General features: G+C 62.0%; 18 protein-coding genes and 3 pseudogenes. 12 read left to right on the top strand and 9 right to left on the bottom strand.

Annotation, left to right across the window (positions count from 1 at the left end; genetic code table 11):
- The first annotated feature begins 15 nt into the window (after positions 1 to 15).
- Entirely contained in the window at positions 16 to 192 is a 177-nt protein-coding gene (locus HAP48_RS27400; protein WP_156928921.1) for a hypothetical protein, read from the top strand.
- A gap of 5 nt (positions 193 to 197) precedes the next feature.
- Here the strand turns inward: HAP48_RS27400 and HAP48_RS27395 are convergent.
- The 3 genes and pseudogenes from HAP48_RS27395 to HAP48_RS27385 form a co-directional block, all read right to left on the bottom strand.
- Positions 198 to 1,314, bottom strand: a pseudogene (locus HAP48_RS27395) (PHA/PHB synthase family protein); the annotation flags it as partial.
- 36 nt (positions 1,315 to 1,350) lie between these two features.
- Positions 1,351 to 2,634 (bottom strand): IS256 family transposase, encoded by a 1,284-nt coding sequence (locus HAP48_RS27390; protein ID WP_166208639.1) that lies wholly within the window; start codon positions 2,632 to 2,634, stop codon positions 1,351 to 1,353.
- 97 nt (positions 2,635 to 2,731) lie between these two features.
- The gene (locus HAP48_RS27385; protein ID WP_224496632.1) at positions 2,732 to 3,154 is read right to left on the bottom strand and encodes a hypothetical protein; all 423 of its coding nucleotides are present in this window, start codon (positions 3,152 to 3,154) and stop codon (positions 2,732 to 2,734) included.
- 72 nt (positions 3,155 to 3,226) lie between these two features.
- Between HAP48_RS27385 and HAP48_RS27380 the strand changes: the two genes are divergently transcribed.
- A complete protein-coding gene (locus HAP48_RS27380) occupies positions 3,227 to 3,415 on the top strand; it encodes a hypothetical protein (RefSeq protein ID WP_156928922.1) in 189 nt (62 codons plus the stop codon).
- A gap of 416 nt (positions 3,416 to 3,831) precedes the next feature.
- Here HAP48_RS27380 and HAP48_RS27375 read toward each other — a convergent pair whose 3' ends face one another.
- The 4 genes and pseudogenes from HAP48_RS27375 to phbB form a co-directional block, all read right to left on the bottom strand.
- Complete coding sequence (locus HAP48_RS27375) at positions 3,832 to 4,815, bottom strand: hypothetical protein (protein WP_166208641.1); 984 nt, start codon at positions 4,813 to 4,815, stop codon at positions 3,832 to 3,834.
- Positions 4,816 to 5,079: 264 nt separating this feature from the next.
- The gene (locus tag HAP48_RS27370) at positions 5,080 to 5,457 is read right to left on the bottom strand and encodes a hypothetical protein (RefSeq protein WP_165128233.1); all 378 of its coding nucleotides are present in this window, start codon (positions 5,455 to 5,457) and stop codon (positions 5,080 to 5,082) included.
- Positions 5,458 to 5,491: 34 nt separating this feature from the next.
- Positions 5,492 to 5,932: a CBS domain-containing protein gene (locus HAP48_RS27365; RefSeq protein WP_224496631.1), complete on the bottom strand. Its 441-nt coding sequence runs from the start codon at positions 5,930 to 5,932 to the stop codon at positions 5,492 to 5,494.
- 15 nt (positions 5,933 to 5,947) lie between these two features.
- Positions 5,948 to 6,672 (bottom strand): annotated as a pseudogene (gene phbB / locus HAP48_RS27360) (acetoacetyl-CoA reductase).
- Positions 6,673 to 6,835: 163 nt separating this feature from the next.
- Here phbB and HAP48_RS27355 point away from each other — a divergent pair.
- The 5 genes from HAP48_RS27355 to HAP48_RS27335 all read left to right on the top strand — a co-directional run bounded on the left by HAP48_RS27355 (position 6,836) and on the right by HAP48_RS27335 (position 9,878).
- Positions 6,836 to 7,672 carry a universal stress protein gene (locus HAP48_RS27355; RefSeq protein WP_166208646.1) on the top strand — a complete coding sequence of 279 codons (837 nt, stop codon included), beginning with the start codon at positions 6,836 to 6,838 and terminating at the stop codon, positions 7,670 to 7,672.
- Between the two features lie 27 nt (positions 7,673 to 7,699).
- Positions 7,700 to 8,041: a c-type cytochrome gene (locus tag HAP48_RS27350; protein ID WP_166208649.1), complete on the top strand. Its 342-nt coding sequence runs from the start codon at positions 7,700 to 7,702 to the stop codon at positions 8,039 to 8,041.
- A 78-nt stretch (positions 8,042 to 8,119) separates the two neighbouring features.
- Complete coding sequence (locus HAP48_RS27345) at positions 8,120 to 8,824, top strand: CBS domain-containing protein (RefSeq protein WP_166208652.1); 705 nt, start codon at positions 8,120 to 8,122, stop codon at positions 8,822 to 8,824.
- A 19-nt stretch (positions 8,825 to 8,843) separates the two neighbouring features.
- A complete protein-coding gene (locus HAP48_RS27340) occupies positions 8,844 to 9,008 on the top strand; it encodes a hypothetical protein (protein ID WP_165128221.1) in 165 nt (54 codons plus the stop codon).
- 282 nt (positions 9,009 to 9,290) lie between these two features.
- Complete coding sequence (locus tag HAP48_RS27335; protein WP_234622330.1) at positions 9,291 to 9,878, top strand: helix-turn-helix domain-containing protein; 588 nt, start codon at positions 9,291 to 9,293, stop codon at positions 9,876 to 9,878.
- Positions 9,879 to 9,935: 57 nt separating this feature from the next.
- Here HAP48_RS27335 and HAP48_RS27330 read toward each other — a convergent pair.
- A pseudogene (locus tag HAP48_RS27330) lies at positions 9,936 to 11,098 on the bottom strand (OpgC domain-containing protein).
- 176 nt (positions 11,099 to 11,274) lie between these two features.
- Here HAP48_RS27330 and HAP48_RS27325 point away from each other — a divergent pair.
- Both HAP48_RS27325 and HAP48_RS27320 read left to right on the top strand, forming a co-directional pair.
- Positions 11,275 to 11,628: a CBS domain-containing protein gene (locus HAP48_RS27325; protein WP_224496630.1), complete on the top strand. Its 354-nt coding sequence runs from the start codon at positions 11,275 to 11,277 to the stop codon at positions 11,626 to 11,628.
- A complete protein-coding gene (locus HAP48_RS27320) occupies positions 11,535 to 11,849 on the top strand; it encodes a CBS domain-containing protein (protein WP_224496629.1) in 315 nt (104 codons plus the stop codon). Before HAP48_RS27325 ends, HAP48_RS27320 begins: the two co-directional genes overlap by 94 nt.
- Before the next feature lie 503 nt (positions 11,850 to 12,352).
- Here the strand turns inward: HAP48_RS27320 and HAP48_RS27315 are convergent.
- Positions 12,353 to 12,517 (bottom strand): hypothetical protein, encoded by a 165-nt coding sequence (locus HAP48_RS27315; protein WP_165128215.1) that lies wholly within the window; start codon positions 12,515 to 12,517, stop codon positions 12,353 to 12,355.
- A gap of 251 nt (positions 12,518 to 12,768) precedes the next feature.
- Between HAP48_RS27315 and HAP48_RS27310 the strand changes: the two genes are divergently transcribed.
- From HAP48_RS27310 to HAP48_RS27300, 3 genes are all read left to right on the top strand, one after another.
- Positions 12,769 to 14,214: a cation-translocating P-type ATPase gene (locus tag HAP48_RS27310; RefSeq protein ID WP_224496628.1), complete on the top strand. Its 1,446-nt coding sequence runs from the start codon at positions 12,769 to 12,771 to the stop codon at positions 14,212 to 14,214.
- 71 nt (positions 14,215 to 14,285) lie between these two features.
- Complete coding sequence (locus HAP48_RS27305; RefSeq protein ID WP_166205074.1) at positions 14,286 to 15,629, top strand: IS1380 family transposase; 1,344 nt, start codon at positions 14,286 to 14,288, stop codon at positions 15,627 to 15,629.
- A 178-nt stretch (positions 15,630 to 15,807) separates the two neighbouring features.
- Positions 15,808 to 16,995, top strand: coding sequence for an HAD-IC family P-type ATPase (locus tag HAP48_RS27300; RefSeq protein ID WP_224496627.1), 1,188 nt, complete (start codon positions 15,808 to 15,810; stop codon positions 16,993 to 16,995).
- Positions 16,996 to 17,098: the final 103 nt, after the last annotated feature.

Genomic DNA, 17,098 nt, shown 5'->3' with positions numbered 1-17,098 from the left:
ACGACGAACATTTGCATGATGTCGAAGTTGAGCGTATCGCGCGACAAACAGCGCTGCGATGACCCCCGCGACTATGAAGAGAATTCGAATAATTATGACTCATGCCTCTCTCCTGCAGACGGGCGTGGCTCGTGGCCGAACACCGGTGGTGGCGCTTTGCGGCAGATCAAGCCCGTCCACGGCAACGGCTGACCGGATCAATGCTGCAGGACGTACTGTCCGGGCGCATCGTCGAGCGGCAATCTACCCTCGGGCGCGTGAAACCCCGATTGAGCCGGCACCCACGCACCGGAATGCGCCATCAGGAACTGAACCCACTCCAGCCACCAGGATCCGTCGCGGTTCACCGCCCTCCGCAGCCACTCGTCGGGGCCGACATAAGGTTGATCCGTCTTCTTCTCCAACAACTGATAGCTGTGCTCCTCCTCCGACGGCTGAGCAACGATGCCGGCATTGTGACCGCCGCTCGCCGGCACGAAGGCGATATCGGCATTTGCCAACAGGTGAATCTTGTGAACCGACCGCCAGGGCGCGAGGTGATCACGAACGGTGCCGACCACGAACATGGGGACGCGAAGGTCGGAGAGTGCCACCGGCTGCCCGTCCGCCAAATAACGGCCTTCGGCAAGGTCGTTGTTGAGAAACAGCTTGTGCAGATAGTCTGAATGCATCCGGTATGGCATGCGAGTCGCGTCCGCGTTCCATGACATCAGATCACTCGGTGCGGCGCGCTCGCCCATGAGATAGTCGCGGACCAGGCGTGACCAGATCATGTCGTTCGATCGCAGCAACTGGAACGCACCGGCCATCTGCGCCGTCTCGAGCACGCCGCTCTGCCGCATCATATCCTCGAGGAACGCGACCTGGCTTTCATTGATGAAGAGCGTCAGCTCGCCAGCATCGGTGAAATCGACCTGGGCTGCCAAGAGCGTCACCGAGCGCAGGCAGCCGGGCCGCTCCTTTTGCAGCCGAGCAGCCGCAATTGCGAGTAGCGTCCCGCCAAGGCAGTAGCCAGCCGCATGGATTGGACGTTCGGGAACAGCTGATTGATGACGTCGATGGCGGCGTCGATCCCAGCTTGCGATAGTGATCAAGACCAAGTTCGCGATCGGCCGGCCCGGGGTTGCGCCATGAGATCATGAACACCGTAAAGCCGCATTGAACCAGGAAGCGCACGAGCGAATTCTGCGGCGAGAGATCGAGGATGTAATACTTCATGATCCACGCCGGCACGATAAGTACCGGTTCGGGGCAAACGTCGGCCGTCTCGGGTGCGTATTGGATGAGCTCGATCAGCTCATTCCTGTAGACAACCGAGCTATCGCCAAATTTTGGTGACGGCGCGGCCGGTCAGGCGGCGGCGGTTATGGGCTGACGGTCAGTCGGTTGGGCGATGACCTCGATCCCGTCGTTGAATGTCACACCGAGAACGAGTTTTGGCAACTGGTTGTGGCCATCGAGACGACGCCAGCTTTTCTGCGCGGCCTCAAGCAGTTTGAAGACCATCGCGAGCGCCGTTCTGTTGGACAGGCAGCCCTTCGATCGGATCGTGCGGTGGCGCACGGTAGCGAAGGTGCTTTCAATGGGATTGGTGGTCCGCAGGTGTTTCCAGTGTTCGGCCGGGAAGTCGTAGAACGCCAGTAGCGTGTCCCGATCCTTGCTCAGGCAGTCGGCCGCCTTCTCGTATTTGGGCGTGTAGCTCTCGATGAAGGCGTCGAACGCCAGCTCGGCGGCGGCCTTGGTTTCGGCCATCCAGATCTCCTGCAACGCGCGTTTGGCTTTAGGCTGCTGGCTCTTCGGCAACTTGGCGATCACGTTGGCGGTCTTGTGTACCCAGCAGCGCTGCTCGCGCGTTTTCGGCCAGACCTCGCCGGCGGCCTTCCAGAACCCGAGCGCGCCGTCGGCGATGGTGAGCCGCGGCGGCACGCCGAGCCCGCGCCGCTTCAGGTCGAGCAGCAGATCGCGCCAGTCCTGCGCGCTCTCGCGGGCGCCATCGGTGAAGCCGACCAGTTCCTTGCGGCCCTCCGGCGTCGCGCCGATCAGCACCAGGATGCACTGCTTTTCGTCTTCGAGGCGTGCTTGGAGATGGATGCCATCGGCCCAGATGTAGACGTAGCGCTTCGCCGACAGATCGCGCCTCTGCCACGCGGTGTGTTCGTCAAGCCAACCGTCCTTCAGACGGCCGATGGCGGATGCCGACAACCCGGCAGCATTCTTGCCGAGCAGCGCCGCCAGAGCCTCGGAGAAGTCGCCGGTGGAGATACCCTTCAGGTAAAGGATCGGCAGCAGCGTCTCGATCGATTTCGAGCGGCGCATGTAGGGCGGCAGGATCGACGGAGAGAACCGGATGCGGTCGGGATCGGTAGCCTCCGCCTCGCGATCGCGGACACGCGGCTGGCGGACGCCGACCGGACCGATACCGGTCATCACCTCGCGTTCCGGCAGGTGACCGTGGCGCACGACGCGCTGGTGGCCGTCCGCAGTCTTCAAATCGGCATGCTTGCCGAGAAAGTCCGCGACCTCGGCCTCGACCGCCTGGGCCAACAGAGCACGCGCCCCATTGCGCAAGATTTCGGTGAGTTGATCGTCGACGTTTCCTGGCTGAATCAACTTGATGATGTTATCTTTGGACACGGCATATCGCTCCTTCGGTCGAGAAGTGGAGGCGTCAAGCACCCCCACGATATGCCGCCTTCCCGATTCCCGCCGTCACCAACTTTCAGCGATAGCTCTAGACAACCTTGCCCTTGGTCGCGGCAACGTTTTTGCCGACCACAAATGGGGCGGGTCCGGACGGCCTGGCGCTCAACAGGTCCCTGCAATCTTCCAACCAGTTACGCCAGCCCGACACGAAGTTGCCGCCACCCGAGTCCATTGCCTCGCGCAGTACCTCGGGGTTGCTGAACGCAAAGTTGGACGGCGCCACGACATCGAGGCATTGGCGGACGGTGAAATCCACAATTGCCGCATTTCCCTTCGAGACGTCGTGCAGGCCGCTCGCCGCCGAATGCCACCACTGTTCGCCCAGCAGGAATGCCTGCGCCATGACGTTAAAGGCCGGTAATGTCCAATCCCGGCCGGCGAACCGGTTGTCACCCGGTTGAGGCTTGACCATGAACCAGGGCTGCCAGACAGCATGCGGCGTCGACACCATCCGCGCGAAGCGCCAGCCGTCAGCAACCGCGTTCAGCGCCAGCTGAAGCCGTTTGCCGGGTGAGGCCGCGAGATGGAGTTGCCAATCGGCGAATGCGAGCGCAGGCTAGCCGGTGAAAGCCCCCCGGTCCATCGCGCCATTGCCGCGTGGGACCAATTGGTCGATCGACTCGGCACCCGCTATTGCCTGGCGTATTGCCGCATCTGCGAATGTTACCCTGATGGTGCCATTGCCGATGGCGATCCGATGTCGATTGATTGACCGCGCCAGGTGGGCTTTCCGGCTTGCTCGACGAGAGGGGCTGTGGGCGGGTCGGGCCCTCCATAGCCCGAGCCGTCCACAACCCCGGGCAATGGGGCAGCGGTCGTGGCGTCCGCAAGCGGCTCCTTCGAGAGCAACTGCTTGGCCGTCTTCCGTCTAAGTGCCCTCAGCAGGCGCTGCACGATCGAATGCTGTCTCGTCCCGAACTCCTCTGGGTGATTCTCGCTCAGCCGGCCGACGATTGCGAGCGCGGTCAGCTGTGGCTGCTCTGACAGCCAGCCTTCGATAGTGGCAATATGTGCGTCGAGCTTGGACGGCATGCGAACCCTGGTTTTATAGGGTCGACGAGCTCGCCGGTGCGTGGCACGCGGCTCGCCGGCAGTCACCGTCTTGCCGAGCGTTAGCGCTTGATCACTTTAGCCCCTTCCCGGCGCTTCTCCTTCAGCTTGAACGAGGGCTGAAAGAAGTTGACGTAAAGCCGTGCCGCCGCATAGAGGCGGCCCATCGCGCGCGCTGTCTCGACGCCATCGAAGCGGCCGTAGCCCATCAAGCGACGCACAACAGCACCATTCTTTTGCTCGACGAACGCTTGATCGTTCTTCTTGTAGGCACGCGAGCGCGTGACTTCGAGCTTCTGTTCGCGACACCATGGCACGACGACATCGTTCAAAGGCGCTATCGTTGTCGAAGTCTACGCCGCGCAAGAGCCAAGGGAACAGGCTCTGTGCGCGGTTGATCGCCTCGACGACCAGCGAACCTTCGCGCGTCACCAACGGCAGGCACTCCGTCCAGCCCGTGGCGATATCGACCATCGTCAGGGTCTGGATGAACGAGCCAGCCACTGACGTGCCGCCATGGGCGACCATGTCGACCTCACAGAAGCCGGGCGGCGGGCTGTTCCAATCATTGAACGTGCGGATCGGGACTTCGCGCCGGATTGCCGAATAGAATCCAGCACGGCGCCGCCTGCCGCCGCTCGCCGCGAGCTTCACATCGACAAGCAGGCGGTCAATGGTAGCGGCACTGATCGCCAGAACACAATCACGGTCCGCCTGCCCAAGCTGCAATCGGCCATGTTGCTCGAGGGCCGCCAGCAAGGTCGGGATCATCACCTTGAGCCGCTTGCCGCAAACCCGATCCGACGCCTCCCATAGCGCCGTTGTCGCGTCCTTGATCGTAGCGCCATATCTACGCTTGCGCTCTCCGGGAGCCTCGACCTTACCCGGTTCAACCTTTGCGCGCCGCCCAAGTGCGCGCACCGCATGCTTGCGATGCCAGCCCGTCGTCGCGCATAGCGCATCGAGGATGCGCCCCTTCACCACTCGTTTGGCCGACCGGTAGCGCTCCGTTACGGCCGACACCACCTCCCGCCGAGCGCCCATGCTGATCTTTCCCGCCATAGGCGCCACCGAACCAATTCGATGGCACCGACCCAATCATCGGCGAGAAGTTGTCCAGTAACATTCTGGATGAGGCAATGCGCTGGCTCTCGGATGGCACCGACGCAGGCGCTCTCGCAGTCGCCACATCGTCGTTAGCGGCAGATGTGGGCTGGTCGAGAACTGCATGGACTGTCATCGCTCGCCTCCAACTCGAGCCGGATGGGCTCGGGCGCAATCTATCTTTTCGACCTGGCAGCTGTTCAGACGCCGGGCCTTTGCCGCTCAGCCAAGGTGGAACCGCTTCCGACCCAACGCCACGATCTCCGCGTCGGTCGGATGATCGCTCGGCTCAACATGCAACTGGAGGCCGGGCCGCTCCGCCCTGAGATACTGCGTCAGCTCGGCCTTCTCGATGCCTGGACCGATGACGAGCAAATCGGTGCAACCGCTTACGGCCTCTCCCACCCTGGCAAGAAATGTCGCATCGGCCTGGACGAGACCATCGCCAGTATTCGCCTTATGATGCAGGTGCTGCGACGCCAAATGCACATGGACGGCCGTCGCGCTGACGCCTGTTAACCCAATGCCGAAAACCTTCGCAACAAGGTGATCGATCCAAACGACGGCGTGCGCATGTGACTGCAGGGTCATCTCGCTCATGAAGTAACTCCAATGCTTTCTTTTTCTGCTTCTCTCAATCGGCGCGCCAATGCCGCAAGCAGTTCCCTGCGACTGATAATACCGACGACGGTTCCGGCGCCGAGCACCGGAACTGGGCGACGTTGTAAATATCCATCTGCGCGACGACGTCCTCGATCGATGCCTCGACATCGACGGTGATCGGCGCGCCACTCATGAGCGAGCCGACCTGCAGCGTGCGCATGCGCTCGCGTTCAGGTGTATTCTCCGCAATGCCAAGCAAAGACTCCAGCCAGTTTCCTGATGGCGGGCTAATGCCAAGCTCATCGCGGTGGAGGAAATCGCCCTCCGAAACCATGCCGACAAGGTCGCCGGCGTCGTCGATCACTGGCAGGCCGCGCTGATCGGTTTCAAGCAGCAGCTCGACGGCATTGAGTACTGTGGCAGTCGGCTTGATCGTTGCGAACGAACTGCGCATCACATCGGTTGCGAGCATTGTCATGTCTCCCATTCACCACATATGCTGGCCGCCATTGATTGACAGCGTCGACCCGGTGATGAACCCTGCTTCGTCGGCAGCAAGAAAGGCGACGGCACGGGCGATCTCCTCCGGCTGCCCCAGCCGCCCGACCGCAATCTGCGGCAGAATAGAGTTCTGCATGACATCGGCCGGCACCGCAGCCAGCATCTCGGTGTTGATGTAACCGGGGCAGATTGCATTAACAGTGATCCCAAACCGCGCGCTTTCGAGCGCGAACGCGCGGGTGAAGCCGAGCTCGGCGGCCTTCGCCGCGGCATAGTTCGTCTGGCCGATCTGGCCCTTCTGCCCATTGATCGACGAGATGTTGATGATCCGCCCGAACTTGCGCGCCCGCATGCCCTCGATGAGAGGCCGGCACATGTTGAACAATGAATCGAGATCGGTCCGGATCACCGCATCCCACTGCGGCTTGGTCATTCGATGCAGTGTGACGTCGCGCACGATACCGGCGTTGTTGACCAGGATGTCGATTGGGCCCAGCGCCGCCTCCACCTCGCGGACACCGGCTGCACAGGCTCGTAGTTCGCGAGATCCCACTGGAAAACGGGAATTCCGGTCTGATCCTGAAAAGACCACGCGGCTCCTACATTCCTAGCATAGCAGGCCGCAACGCAGCATCCGGCAGCAGCGAGGGCGCGCGCAATCGCGGCCCCAATTTCCCTACTTCCACCCGTAACCAATGCGACGCGCGCCATGCCGGCTCCTGCAAGCTGGAGCACAACATTTGCGCGAAAAGCACGCTCGATGAATTGATCCCGCTCAATCAGAATCCACGAACGCGCATGAGGCAGATCAAATTGGCCCGTCCTCGACCGGTGTTTTGATGGCACTTGCTCGTACCCCTTTGGAGAACGGCCCATGTTCAAGAACATCTTGGTCCACATTCCGACGGATCTGTCGCCGCGCCCCGCAGTCGACGGATCGGTCTCGCTCGCGCTCAGCACCGGCGCGCATCTTGACGCGATGGCAATCGACTATGAGACTGCCAGTGTCCCGATCGTAGTCGGGGGTGGAGTGGCCGTCGCCTCGCTGTTCGAGGTCGAACATGCACAGGCTCTGGAGCGCGCCGAGGCGGCGCTGCGCGTCTTCGACATCGAGGCTCGGAATGCAGGGATATCCTACGCGACCCGCGCCGTGGGCGCGCTCCCCATCGATGCTCGCGGGATCATCTGCGCGAGCGCGCGACTCCATGACCTGACCGTGGTAGTGCAGCCGCGCGGCGAATACGACAGCTACGACGACGTGATCCCGCGGGAGCTATTGTTCCAGAGCGGCGGTCCCGTCCTGTTCATGCCTTACACGTTCCACGGCGCATTTTCGGCGAAGCGAATCGGGATTTGCTGGGACGGCAGCCGGCTTGCTGCCCGCGCCCTCCATGACGCAATGCCGCTGTTGCACGCAGCCGATGCTCTCGCCGTCATCACCATCGATGGTGCTGATCCGATTCCCTCAGAAAGCTCCACCGACCATCTGGTGCGTTATCTTGCAAAGGAGGGGCTTCCGGCCAAGATCACGTCGTTGCCGGCGTCCAAGTCAGAAGTTCAGTCGATCCTGCTGTCGATCGCGGCGGATGAGAGCCTCGACCTTCTGGTAATGGGTGGATACGGCCACTCCCGGCTGCAGGAAACCGTGCTCGGCGGCGTGACGCGCGATATGCTTCGTGCGATGACCGTCCCGGTCCTGATGTCTCATTAAACGCCAATCAACGTGAGGCATCCCGCCATGACGTTCCGGCATACTATTGGTTGCGGCCTCGTCATCGCCAGCCCGATCTGCGCCGCGCTGGCTCCAGCCGCCGCGGACCAGGAGCAAGGCCGTCGCCTTGCGCAGTTCTATTGCGCCCGCTGCCACGCGATCGATCGGGTGAGCCCCAGCCCGCTGAGGATAGCGCCGCCGTTCCGGACGCTGCACGAGCGCTATCCGGTCGAGATGCTGCAGGAAGCATTGGCGGAAGGAATCATCACTGGCCATCCGACCATGCCCCAATTCAGCTTCGATGCGGACCAAGTGGGCGACTTCATGCTGTTCTTGAAGTCTCTGGAGCGCGGCCAAGCAGTCCGTTGAGCCACGTCAATATGCAGGGCGCAAAGAGCTTTAATATTTGATTTTCAACATGGAGGTCAGACATGCGCGCATCAGATCATGACCAAACATATCATCGCCGTCAGCCCGCACACGAAGATTCTGGACGCGGCCAACATCATGCTGCGATGTCACCTCAGCGGTCTGCCGGTGATGGACGAAGATGGTACGCTCAGGGGCATGATATCGGAGGGAGATTTCCTGCAGCGCGCCGAGATCGGAACAGGACACAAACGATCGGCCTGGCTGGAGCTTTTCACCGGGGTCAGCCGTGCCGCGACCGATTTCGTGCACGAGCGCGGCCGTAAGGTCGAAGATGTCATGGCTACGAATCCGATCACCGTCGGCGAGCAGACGCCGCTCGACGAGATCGTGCATTTGATGCACAAGCATGGCGTGAAGGGGGTACCGGTTGTGAATGGCAAGACCATGGTTGGGATCGTCACCCGAGCAGACATCCTGCAAGCCGTCGCGTCGCTGGCGCGCGAAGTGCCTGACCCGACGGCCGATGATACCCATATCCGTGAACGAATCCTGCGCGAAATCAACGCCACCGGTTGGCGTCCCGCCGGCTTCCAGGTCTGGGTGCGCAACGGTGTCGTGCATCTGCACGGCCTGATCTTCGATGACCGCGCGCGCCAGGCCGCGATCGTGCTCGCCGAGAACACCTCGGGTGTCAAGGAGGTCCATGATCACCTCTGCTTCGTCGACGGCTATTCCGGCTACTATGTGGAATCGCCGGAAGACATCAAGGCGGCCGGCTGATCAGATCGAGGAGCCCAACATGGCAATGAGCACACTGCTTGTCGTCGCAGCCGTCTGTCTCCTCCTCTCGGTCTTTGCGCTCGTGCTCGTCCTCACCGATCGCAGCACGACGCGCTGGCGTCAGGAACAAGACGAGAATCGAGCCGCCACACGCGCTGCCTATCCCGACAAGAACGGGACCTAGCGTCGCTTTTCGCCCCGCGCGCCGAGACACTGACATCTGGGCGTACGAACACCGTCTATTCCTCCTCTGTATCTCCTGGACTTACGTACAGATACGTAAGTGGCTTCTACTTAGGGGAAACATCCAAATTTCCCAATCCAGGAGATGCGATCAATCTGCCTCCATCGATCTTCCCATCCATGGAGCGTCGCCATGCAAACCCAAAACGCTATTTCTCGCGATAGCAGCCGTCACCCGACCAGCATCCTCGCCCGACAGGCGCATGTCGAAAAGCCGTTTGGCATGATCGGGGCGCCGATGCGGTTCGCACGCAACAGCGAGATTTACGGCGAGGAGGAGGCTGCGGAATACCTCTACCAGGTTGTCTCCGGTGCCGTCCGCACCTACAAGATCCTGGAAGACGGACGCCGCCAGATTGGCACGTTCTATCTGCCCGGAGATATCTTCGGCTTCGAGGCCGGTGAAAGCCATATCTCCTCGGCCGAGGCCGTCTGCGAGACGCGGGTCGTCGTCGTAAAACGCGCCGCCCTCATGGCCCGCGCCGCGCACGAAAAGGATCTGGCGGGACAGCTGTGGGACGCGGCGGCGCAGGAGCTGCGCCGGTTTCAACAGCATCTGATGCTCCTGATCTGTAGCGCCGAAGAGCGTGTCGTCGGCTTCCTGCATGACATGGCGCGCCGCGCCACCAAGAATGCCGCCGTCGAGCTTCCGATGTCGCGACAGGACATCGCCGACTATCTTGGCCTCACGATCGAAACGGTCTCGCGCACCTTTACCCAGCTCGAGCGGAGCGGCGTAATTTCTCTTCCGACCGCGCGCCGGGTCGAGTTGCGAAACTGCGTGAAGCCGAATCGGCTCATGGTGGCGTAAGCGGCAAGATTGATTGTCTCCTACAAGCGATCGCGGGACAGAGACGAGAAGCATCTCTTACAGCAGTTTCGGATGTTGCCGGCTTCGTTTGCCGATCCAGGCCATGCATGTCGCAAACAGGACGAGCGCCGCGACCCCTGTGGCGCTCACCACGAACTGCGCCGCGATGCTGTCGGATACTTCAACGAGATACCAACTTGCCAGCAGGGAAAGCACGACGGCTGCGCAGTAGGTTTCGAGCGAACGCTCGCCGCAATGAATCAGGCCGACCATAGTAAATCCCCGCCAATTCGGTGGCACGAACTTCGCCACGACGATGGCAATGGCCAGGAAATGCAGGAGCCGCAAAAGGCCCAGATCCGGCTTGTCGATCGGATAAATTAACCGCGTAATATAGCCTGGAATCGCGGCTGCCAATGGCTCGACCTCCCAGCTCAATGTGATCATGAGGCCAAAGCCGAGATACGCTGTCGCGAGTAAAACGACGGGCCACGACACGATTTTTGGCCAAAACATCCGATAGCCCCGGATCGCCCACCACGCCCCAAGGACGACCAGGAATTGCCAAGCAAGCGGATTGAAATACCACTGATGACAGGCCACTCCGGCAAGTTCCAGCCGTACAATTGCACCAGCGCATAGATAGACGCGGAGGTCAGCAGGGACGCATTGGGAAACTTCAGTATTCCCCAGGGGGCGGGAGCAAACGATAGATGGAAGAGCACAAAGGTCGGCAGAACATCCGTGTTCATCGGGCGATACATCAGGATGGCAGCATGGGTCAGTGCGGCACCCGGCTGTTGCAACAGAATCTTCACGTTGGCTTCGTCCGCGAATCGATCGCTGCCCGAGGCGTGCACGACCACGACAAGCGTAATAGTCAGGATGAGAAAGGCCGCATAGATCTCCCAGCCTCGCAGCAGCGTATGCGCGAAGACTGCCCACCACCCCTCGCGACGGCGGACAGCGCCGTAGCTCAGCGCGCAGGTCACGCCGGACACGAACATGAAGACTTCAGCCGCATCGCTGAAGCCATAGTGCCGCAGGGTTAACCAGCTGAAGACATTGTTGGGGATGTGATCGAGGAAGATGCACCAGAGAGCAATCCCTCGGCATACATCGAGCCGGAGATCGCGCCCCAAGGCCAAGCCGTCGCCTCTCCCCGGATCTTGACGGGAGTTCTTGTCGTTCAGGCGAGCGGTCAGGCTGTCAGGAACCATAGGCGGTTACCAGCTGTCGGCGTCATTCCGGCCCGGCGCCCGCCGCGCCGGCGGCATATCAGCGTGATTAGACGACCGCTTGGTTGATAAGGATCAACGCACCTCATTGTTTCCGGGAGTTAGCTGAACGTGTCAGCGCCATTGGGAGGAATTTCGCCGTGCACGTACGGGAGATCATGTCACGGAACGTAATCACAATCGACGGCGACGCATCGGTGATCGACGCTATCAAGACGATGCTGTCCCATGGCGTCAGTGGCCTTCCGGTCACCGATCGGGATGGAGTGCTAGTCGGAATCCTGTCAGAAGGAGATTTCATCCGACGCGTGGAAGTCGGGACGGAAAGGCGCCGCGGCCGCTGGCTTGCGATGCTTGCAGGCGCGAACCAGGTCGCACTCGACTTCGCCCGCCAACACGGCCGCAAGGTAGTCAGATCATGTCGCCCAGTCCGATCACGGTCGAGGAGGACACACCGCTTGAACAGGTCGTCCAACTCATGGAATCGCACGGCGTCACACGATTTCCTGTGATGCGCGATAAAAGGCTGGTCGGGATGGTCACGCGCACTGACTTCATCACCGCCATCGCGAACCTCCGCCTCGATCGGCCTTCCGCTTCCGCCAACGACGACCAGATCCGCGCGTCGGTTATTGCCGCACTGGCGCGTGCGCCTTGGCGGCCCAACGCGCTGAATGTCAGCGTGCATGACGGGGTCGTAGGCTTGCGCGGCGGCATCCGGTTGCCGGCGTGAAGCGGACGAGGATCAGCTCTCGAAAGTCCCGCCGCCAGAGGAGGACTATGGCGGCGGTGACTTTGTCTCGCTGCAGGAGGAGCCCTCGACGGAAGACGATCAGCCATTATAGCACTCGTGCTGCCTGACTGGCACTGCCGTCTACACTACGTCGGTACAGCGAGCACTTGGCTCAGGCCTTGCCTGAAGAAATCGGCTCCCGATGGATCTCCCTACCCGGCTCATCGATGACCGCGACATAATGATCGACGGATGCGGTCGGATTCTCATGTCGGATCTTGCTCGCCGTTTGCTTGCTGTGTGTGATCACAGCTGTATCGGCTTGCGAACTCAAGTCCGATCCGATCACAGACCGGGACACCATCCTTCAGGTCGAAGTAATAGGTTGCCATCGGGAGCTTCGCGGGACCCGCGTGCCTGCGATCAAACAGTTGAAGCTGCCAGCTATTGGCAACCGGCAAGTTCAGGGAAACGGATGACGAAGGAGCCGACCTTGGTCCAGGTCAATCGGCCTTGCGATCCTCTTTCGCGTTATGCGGCGCAATCTGCCTCGCCTCCTCGTCCGCCAGCAGTTTGTGCACGATCTTGCGCTCCCCGTCCGTAAGCCGCGGATCAGCGCGCTTCTTCCTGAACAAGGCCAGGTTCTTGTTGTGAACAAACTGCTCCATGGGACGGTCTTCTGCTCCCATTCACGTACAGGGTCCGTCATCCTAGCTGTGCGTACGCAGGTTAACAAGTGACGGGCGCTGTCCGATCCTGGCGTGGCCGCCCCTTGAAGCGGGTTTGCGAGCCTGACCAAGGGATTAGCTACGTCGGAATAAGGCATACGCGGTCCGGACGGCTTGAGCCACATCAACCTCGAGCCCATGCGGCCGCGCTATGACTTACCGCAAATCCTTTCCAGCATCGCGAGACTCTCATGCCGCTCAAGCTGTCAACGTATGGGCCAGCCGTTGAGGCGTTCTGGCGGGAGCCAACCAGTTCGCTGTTGCGTACTCTCGATGCACCACGGCGCGGCCTGCGCCAACAGGAGGCCGAAAGACGGCTGGCGCAAATCGGTCCGAACCTCGCCGAGCCTTCCCAGACGCGATCGATGCTGCAGAAGGTCGTGCACCGTCTGATCAATCCGCTGATTGCCATCCTGATCGTGGCGGCAGCAGTGTCAGGATTCAGCGGCGACCTGGGAAGCGTTGCGATCATCGTCCTCGTGGTGGGCCTGTCGCTGACGCTGGATATTGTGCAGGAGCATCGCGCGGAAGTCGCTGTCGATGCCTTGCGACGATCGGTTGCGATCCAGGCTGATGTCATTCGCGATGGCGCGAGCGTTGCGCTGCGGGTGAGTGAGCTCGTCCCCGGAGACGTCGTGCAGCTCCGGACGGGCGACCTCGTGCCGGCCGACGGGGTCGCGCTTGAGGCCCGCGATCTCCAACTGAACGAAGCCCTTATGACAGGCGAACCGTTTCTGGCCGCCAAGACGACCGATCCCTGTATCACCAGTCTGCCCGCGGAAGCTAGCAATGCCCTGTTCGCCGGCACCAGCGTCGTCGGCGGCAGCGGAACCATGCTTGTCGTCGAGACCGGGCGCCGTACACGCTTCGGCATGATCAGCGCCGCGCTTTTGGCGAACGATCCGCCAAGTGCGCTCGAGCAGGGCGTGCAGAAGCTCGGTATGCTCATTCTGAGACTGACGATTTTCCTCACGCTGTTCGTGCTGCTCGCCCATCTCGTGGCGCATCGGGCGGCCATGGAATCGTTCCTGTTCGCCGTCGCGCTGGCCGTCGGCCTGACACCTGAGCTGTTGCCGCTGGTGATGACAGTGACGCTGGCGCGCGGAGCGCAGCGGATGGCCAAGAGACAGGTGATCGTCAAAAGGCTCTCCGCGATCCACGATCTTGGCGCGATGGACACGTTGTGCGTCGACAAGACCGGCACGCTGACGGAAGCGAAAATAGCGCTTGCGGCGGATATCGATCCCGCGGGGCGCTGTAGCGAGCGGGTGCTCGAACTGGCACGATTGAACAGCGCGTTCCAGACCGGCATCCGCAGCCCGCTGGATGAGGCCCTGCTCGCCGTGGATATCCCGTCGGGAAGCAGCGCCTGGACCCGGCTCGCTGAAATCCCCTTCGACTTCGAGCGCCGCTGCCTCTCGGTCCTCGCGGCACGCGGCAATGACCGATTTCTGATCGTCAAGGGCGCACCGGAAGCCGTCATGGCTCGTGCGGTCGCGGTCGAGGTCGACGGCTTGGCGCGACCGCTGGATGACAGCCATCGCGCCGAGCAAGATGACCATGCCCGGCAGGGCTTTCGGCTACTAGCCCGTCTTATTCGCGAGAGGGCGCCTGAGAGGCTGGCGAGCGTGGTGTAAAGCGCTGATGCGGCGTAGGATTCGGTTGCAAAGCCAACCCCATCACCTCAACCGCGAACGCCAGGCCCGCCATGACCGATGATACGATTCTGCCCTTCTCGTTTCCAGCCGTTCACGCCAAGAAAGTCACAGCTGCCTTCGATGGCGGTCGGCTGACCTCGAACGGGGGCGTGATGCTTCTGGCGATGGCCGAGCGGCGTCTCGGCTTGGCCGACAATTTGGCCCGGGTGTTCCCGGATCGGCGCGATCCGACGCGGGTCGTGCACAGCCTTGTCGATATGTTCCGCGCGCGCATGTTCGCGATCTGCTGCGGCTACGAGGACGCCGACGACCTCGATCATCTGCGGTCCGATCCCGCATTCAAGCTGGCCTGCGGACGGCTGCCGGACACGGGTCGCGATCTGTGTTCCCAACCGACGCTGTCGCGGCTGGAGAATGCTCCGCGCCTGCGCGACGTGATCCGACTGACCTACACTTTGGTCGACGCATGGATGGATAGCTACCCGCGCGAGCCGGCATCCGTCACGCTCGACATCGATGATACCTGCGATGTCGTCCACGGCCATCAGCAGCTCTCGCTGTTCAACGCTCATTATGACGAACGCTGCTTCCTGCCGATCCACGTCTACGACACGGAGAAGAGCCGGCCCGTGGCGGTCGTGCTGCGGCCCGGCAAGACGCCGGGCGGGGTCGAGGTGCGTGCCCATCTGCGCCGCCTGATACGGCATATCCGGACGCGGTGGCACAACACGCGAATTACGTTCCGTGGCGACGGGCACTATGCCCGGCCGGAGGCAATGGCGTGGTGCGAGACCAACGGCATCGACTACATCTTCGGTCTGTCCGGCACCAAGCCGCTCGCCAGAAAAGTCGACGAGGTCGCCGACGATATCCGCACCCGACGCGCCATCGAGAACCTAGCTGTTCTGCGCGGCTATACCGAGACGCGCCACAAGGCAAAGTCCTGGGATCGCGAACGGCGCACCGTCGCCCGTATTGAGGCGACGATGCTCGGCCTCGACATCCGCTTCGTCGTCACCAGCCTCGATGTCGGCTCGGCCGAGTGGATCTACGACAGCCTGTATTGCGCGCGCGGCCAAGCCGAGAATCTGATCAAGCTGCATAAGACGCAGCTCGCCTCCGATCGCACCAGTTGCCGTTCGGCGCTCGCCAACCAGGTCCGTCTCGTTCTCCACACCGCCGCTTATTGGTTGATGCTGACCGTGCGCGGCGCCATTCCCAAAGTCCGGGAATTGGCCACTGCCGAGTTCGCGACGCTGCGTCTTCGTCTCTTGAAAATCGCAGCCCGGGTCGTCGAAACCGCGAGCCGCATTCGCCTTGCGTTCGCCGCGGCATGCCCCGAAGCCGACCTCTTCCGCAGCTTGCCCGGCGCGCTGCTCCCGCTCGGCCCGTAACCGACCGGGCCTGCGCCCGCTCACCCGCCCCACTCCTCCAACGCGTACAAAACAGCTTGATGTAGAACCCGGTGACAAAAGGCCGGACGGTCACCCACGCCAGCCGCCAGCCCCCGTCAGACGTCAAGAACGACCGTGCTCTCGTGAATAGATCGGGCTAGGCGTCGCCATTCGGACTATGGCTCCGGATCAAGCGGACGTTACGACGGAGGACGAGGGTGTCCTTACGCTGGTCGGCTTCTGCGCCTTCGCCGACCCACCCAAGCGCGACGCAGCTGAAGCGGTCCGGGAACTCATGGCACGCGGCGTCCGCTTCAAGGTGCTCTCCGGTGACCACGCGGCGGTGGTCGCTCACGTCGCGGATGCCGTCGGATTACCCTCACGCCGCATCCTGACCGGCAACGAGATCGCCGATTTGAGCGATCGGGCGCTCGCCGCGCAGATCGAGGATGTCGACCTGTTCGCCAGGGTCGATCCGGAGCAGAAGAGGCGGATCATCCGGGCCTTGCGCCAGAGTGGTCACGTTGTCGGGTTTATGGGCGACGGCATCAACGACGCTCCGGCAATTCACACGGCCCATGTCGGGATTTCCGTGGCCGGCGCGACCGAAGTGGCACGCGCCGCGGCGGACATAATCCTGCTGGCTCCGGATCTCTCGGTGCTGGGCGCCGGCGTGATCGAGGGACGGCGAACCTTCGCGAACATCCTGAAATATGTCCGCATGGGGACCAGTTCGAATTTCGGCAACATGCTCTCGATGGCGCTGGCGTCCATCGTCCTCCCGTTCCTGCCGCTCTTGCCGCTGCAGATCCTGCTGAACAACCTGCTCTACGATCTCTCCGAGATCGGCATTCCCTTCGACGAGATCGACGAGGAGGATGCCGAGAGACCGCAATCGTGGAGTATGGCCGATATCTTGCGATTCACGGTTGTCATGGGTTCGATTTCATCGCTGTTCGACGCCGCGACGTTCATCATTCTTCTGAAGGTCTTCCACGCTGACGCGGCGGCCTTCCAAACCGGCTGGTTCCTGGAATCCATCGCCACCCAGATCCTGGTCATCTTCCTGATCCGCTCACGGCGACCGCCATGGTGGGCCAACCGGCCGCATCGCGTGCTGGTCCTGGGCTCGCTGGGCGCCCTTGCCGCCGCCGCCTTCCTGGCGCTGGGGCCCGTCCGATCCTTATTCGGGTTCGCGGGCCTGCCGCCTGTGCTTCTGGGCGCTATTATTCTGATAACGCTCGGCTACCTCGCCGCCGCTGAGGCCGGAAAGCATTTTGCGCTTCCTGCGGTCGCTCGGCGCGAGCCAAATCGCGCCGCATGGGGACGACAACATCCTGCCGGCGATGCCGCCCTGAATGGATGACGACAATCTGGCGTGCCGGCGTGCGGTAGTCTTGGTGGCACGCCGGACCACAGTTGATCCGCATTTGCGATCCTTCATGTCATTTGGTGCAGGGCTGGACGGC

It is taken from the genome of Bradyrhizobium septentrionale (assembly GCF_011516645.4).
Taxonomy (GTDB): Bacteria; Pseudomonadota; Alphaproteobacteria; order Rhizobiales; family Xanthobacteraceae; genus Bradyrhizobium; species Bradyrhizobium septentrionale.
This window is presented reverse-complemented; position numbering and strand designations above follow the sequence as displayed.